Here is a 4,584-nt window from a genome sequence, read left to right as displayed (position 1 = left end):
ATTTCAGTTGACAGTGCTTTTGATATAGCTAAAGAAGCTGCTGATATAATATTATTAGAGAAGGATTTAACCGTATTAGAAAAAGGCATAATAGAAGGAAGAAAAACTTATGCCAATATGATAAAGTATATAAAAATAACTGCTTCATCAAATTTTGGAAATATGTTTTCTGTATTAATGGCTTCTATACTATTGCCATTCATACCAATGCAAAGTGTGCATTTGATCATACTAAATTTAATATATGATTTAAGCTGCACTTCAATACCTTGGGATAATGTTGATAAAGAATTTTTGAAACTTCCAAGAAAATGGGACGCTTCAAGTATAGGAAATTTTATGTGCTGGATGGGGCCTGTAAGTTCTATATTTGATTGGAGTACTTATTTAATAATGTACTTTGTTTTCTGTCCATTATTCGTTTCTAATCGAATATTATATAATAAATTAGGCAATTATTATAATGGTGCAGATTTAGCTAATATAAAAACAATGTATACTTCTATGTTCCAATCAGGCTGGTTTATAGAATCTATATGCACACAAGTTTTGATTATATATATGATAAGAACTGCTAAAATTCCTTTTATAGAAAGCAGACCTTCAAAACAAGTATTTTTATTAACTTTTTCAAGCATTATAATTTTATCTATAGTGCCGTTTACAAATTTAGGACATCATTTAGGTTTTGTATCATTGCCTAAAACTTATTTTATATTTTTAGTTCCTTGTATATTTGCTTATATATTATTAGTTACATTATTAAAGAAAGTATATATTAGAAAATTTGGCGAATTATTATAATATATTAATAATGAAGCATATACAGATTTATTTTTTCTGTATATGCCTTTATTATAAAAATATATAGGTGGGGTATATATTTTTTGACATTGAATAAATTTGTGTAAAAATTAAAAGCATTTAAAGTTTGACAAAAGTTAATTTTTATTAGATAATATACTGTCAATAATAATTTTAATTTTTTTAAAATGAAGGGTATTTCTTATGTTTTCTTATGTTATTAGAAGATTATTAATTTCACTTTTAACATTATTTGTTATAGTGACTATAACTTTCTTTTTGATGCACACTGTTCCTGGCGGACCATTTGTTGGGGAAAAACCATTAAGTGCTGTTGCATTAGAAAATTTAAATAAGAAGTATGGTTTAGATAAACCTCTTATAGTACAGTATGGTAATTATTTAAAAAATGCTATTAAAGGAGATTTGGGTACTTCTCTTACAAAGATAGGTCAGTCTGTTTCAGGCACTATAATAAGAGCTTTCCCAGTATCCTTTAGACTTGGTATATTTAGTATGTTTATTTCTACTACTATAGGAGTTTTGTTTGGTATAGTTGCAGCATTAAGACATGGTAAGCTTGTAGATAGGGCAGTAATGGTTGCCGCTACTTTAGGTATAGCAGTTCCTAGTTTTGTTGTTGCTACAGTTTCTATTATAGTGTTTTCAGTACAGTTAAAACTTCTTCCAGCTTATGGTTTTGATTCATTTGCTCAGTATATAATGCCTGGATTTGCTTTATCTTTCAGTTCTTTAAGTTTTATGGCTAGACTTATGAGAAGTTCCATGCTTGATGTTATTCACCAAGATTATATAAAAACAGCAAGAGCGAAAGGAATATCAAGAGGTATTATAATATTTAAACATGCTTTAAGAAATGCTATTATACCAATAGTTACATATATAGGACCTTTAGCTGCTGCTATTCTTACAGGTTCATTTGTAGTTGAGAAAATATTTAATATACCTGGTCTTGGAAGATATTTTGTAGAAAGCATAACTCAAAGGGATTATCCTACAATATTGGGTGTTACAATATTTTATGGGGCTTTTTTAATAGCTATGAATTTTTTAGTTGACTTATCTTACGGTATTATAGACCCTAGAATAAAAATACAAGATTAAGTTATAAAGGCGGCTTAAATGGAAAATATGCAAAGTTTAGATAAATCATTATTTGTAAAGGCTACAGAGGAAGAAAAAGCATCTGCTGAAGTAAAAAGAGAAAGCGTAACATATTGGCAGGATGCATACAGAAGATTCAAGAAAAACAGAGTTGCTTTAGTTTCTATTATTATAATAGCTGTTATAGCAGTTCTATCTATAATTATACCTATGATATCTGAATATGGATATGCACAAATAAACAGAGGTGTGGAAAACAGCCTTCCTACATTAGAGCATCCATTCGGTACTGATACTTTAGGAAGAGATTTGCTTGTAAGATGTATGATAGGAGCTAGAATATCTCTTTTAATAGGTATAGTATCTGCTACTTTAGTTGTTATTATTGGTATAGTTTACGGTTCTATATCAGGGTATTTCGGAGGAATGCTTGATAATATAATGATGCGTATAGTTGATATAATAAGTGCTGTACCTACACTTTTAGTAGTTGTATTATTATCTGTTGTATTGAAAGCACCTATGGATAAGCTGTTTTTACAAAATGAATCATTAAGAGGAATAGGGCTTTTAGGTCCTGGGCTTTTCAGCATATTTATAGTTATATCTCTTCTTTATTGGACTAATATGGCTAGAATGACAAGAGGGCAGATTTTAGCATTAAAAGGTCAGGAATTTATAACAGCAGCCAGAGCTTTGGGTACTTCTCATGGAAGAATAATTTTCAAGCATTTAGTACCTAATGCAATGGGAGCAATAATAGTTTCTGCAATGGTTCAAATACCTAATGCTATATTTGTTGAGGCATTTTTAAGTTTCTTAGGTTTGGGAGTTAGTGCTCCTATGGTTTCACTTGGTTCTTTAACTTCCAATGCGGTAAGCGGTGTTTATTCTTATCCTTATCAATTGCTTTTCCCAGCTGCTTTAATAAGTATTATAATACTTTGCTTTAATTTGGTAGGCGATGGTTTAAGAGATGCTTTAGACCCTAGAATGAAAAATAGATAATTTGAATATAAGGTTATAAAAGGGGATATTTTCATGGAAAATAATACCAATAATTTATTAGAAGTTAAAAATTTAAGTGTGTCTTTTTTTACTCCGCTTGGAGAAGTTAAGGCAGTTAATAATATTTCTTATAAACTAGATAGATCTAAAGTTTTGGGTATAGTAGGAGAATCCGGAAGCGGAAAAAGTGTTTCAGCATATTCTATTATGGGCCTTATTGATGAGCCTGGAAAAGTTATGAATGGTGAAATAATTTTTGAGGGCAGGGATTTGCTTAAACTTTCTGAGCATGAAAAGAAAAAGATTAGAGGAAATGAAATATCAATGATTTTCCAAGACCCTATGACTTGTCTTAATCCGGTATATACTATAGGCGATCAGCTTATGGAGGCATTAACTACGCATCAAAAGATTAGCAAAACAGATGCAATTGAAAGAATAGTTGAGCTTTTAACTTTAGTTGGTATTAATGAGCCTAGAAGAAGAATAAATCAATATCCTCATGAGCTTTCAGGAGGTATGCGTCAGCGTATAATGATAGCAATGGCACTTGCAGGAGATCCTAAAATACTTATAGCTGATGAGCCTACAACTGCACTTGATGTTACTATACAGGCACAGATACTTGAACTTATAAAAGATATACAGAAAAAAATCAATATGGCAGTTATTCTTATTACGCATGACTTTGGTATTGTTGCCGATATGGCCGATGATATTATAGTTATGTACGGCGGCGGAATAGTAGAGAGAGGAACAGTATTTGATATATTTGAACGTCCTAAACATCCTTATACATTAGGACTTTTGAAATCTCTTCCTCGTATTGATATAAAACAGGACAGACTTATTCCTATAGAGGGAACTCCTATTGACTTGCTTAATATGAAAGCAGGATGTCCTTTTAGTACAAGATGTGAAGAGTGTATGAAGGTATGTATTGATAATAAGCCTCCTATAACAGAATTTGAGAAAGGGCATTTTTCGGCTTGCTGGCTGCATCAGATGCCTAAATAAACAATAAAGTATTAATGAGTAAAGAGAGTTTTTATGAAACCTTTAATAGAAATACAAGATTTGAAACAACATTTTAAAATAAAAGGCGGATTCTTTGGAAGAAGCATACAAACTGTAAAAGCTGTTGATGGTGTATCTTTTACTATAAATAAGGGAGAGACATTCGGACTTGTTGGAGAATCCGGCAGCGGTAAAACAACACTTGGAAGAACTCTGCTTCATCTTTATAAGCCTACAAGCGGTAAGATATTTTTTGATGGTGAAGAAGTTAATACAGCAAATTACAGAAGCTATGCCAAAAAGATGCAGATAATTTTCCAAGACCCTTATGCTTCACTTAATCCTCGTATGACAGTTGAAGACATAATAGGTGAGGCACTAGATGTTCATAAACTTTATTCTACAAAAGATGAAAGAAGAGAGAAAATAATAAATCTTCTTAAACTTGTAGGACTTAATGCTGAGCAGGCACAGAGGTATCCTCATGAATTTTCAGGCGGTCAGAGACAGCGTATAGGAATAGCACGTGCTTTAGCAGTTAATCCTGAGTTTATAGTATGCGATGAGCCTGTATCTGCATTGGATGTTTCAATACAAGCTCAGATTATTAATATGCTTTATGATATGCAG

General features: G+C 31.3%; 5 protein-coding genes. All 5 read left to right on the top strand.

The window, feature by feature from the left end; translation table 11 throughout:
• Nucleotides 1–804: cation transporting ATPase C-terminal domain-containing protein (locus Q0J90_RS06295; protein ID WP_297277088.1), on the top strand; the 804-nt coding region annotated here is incomplete at its 5' end.
• Between the two features lie 204 nt (nt 805–1,008).
• Entirely contained in the window at nt 1,009–1,929 is a 921-nt protein-coding gene (locus Q0J90_RS06290; RefSeq protein WP_297277087.1) for an ABC transporter permease, read from the top strand.
• 18 nt (nt 1,930–1,947) lie between these two features.
• On the top strand, nt 1,948–2,937 hold the full coding sequence (locus Q0J90_RS06285; protein WP_297277086.1) for an ABC transporter permease: 990 nt from the start codon (nt 1,948–1,950) through the stop codon (nt 2,935–2,937).
• A 33-nt stretch (nt 2,938–2,970) separates the two neighbouring features.
• Nucleotides 2,971–3,954, top strand: coding sequence for an ABC transporter ATP-binding protein (locus Q0J90_RS06280; RefSeq protein WP_297277085.1), 984 nt, complete (start codon nt 2,971–2,973; stop codon nt 3,952–3,954).
• 33 nt (nt 3,955–3,987) lie between these two features.
• Nucleotides 3,988–4,584, top strand: a 597-nt coding sequence (locus tag Q0J90_RS06275) for an ATP-binding cassette domain-containing protein (protein ID WP_297277084.1), incomplete at its 3' end; no start/stop codon positions are given.

Source organism: uncultured Brachyspira sp., assembly GCF_944390595.1.
In the GTDB taxonomy this organism is placed as follows: Bacteria; Spirochaetota; Brachyspiria; order Brachyspirales; family Brachyspiraceae; genus Brachyspira.
The sequence above is the reverse complement of the archived record's forward strand: the minus strand, read 5'-3'. Positions and strand labels throughout refer to the sequence as shown.

Excerpts from the sequence above, each read along its gene's own strand:
- Q0J90_RS06290 (WP_297277087.1), top strand. The coding sequence starts at position 1,009 with ATGTTTTCTTATGTTATTAGAAGATTATTAATTTCACTTTTAACATTA.
- Q0J90_RS06285 (WP_297277086.1), top strand. The coding sequence starts at position 1,948 with ATGGAAAATATGCAAAGTTTAGATAAATCATTATTTGTAAAGGCTACA.
- Q0J90_RS06280 (WP_297277085.1), top strand. The coding sequence starts at position 2,971 with ATGGAAAATAATACCAATAATTTATTAGAAGTTAAAAATTTAAGTGTG.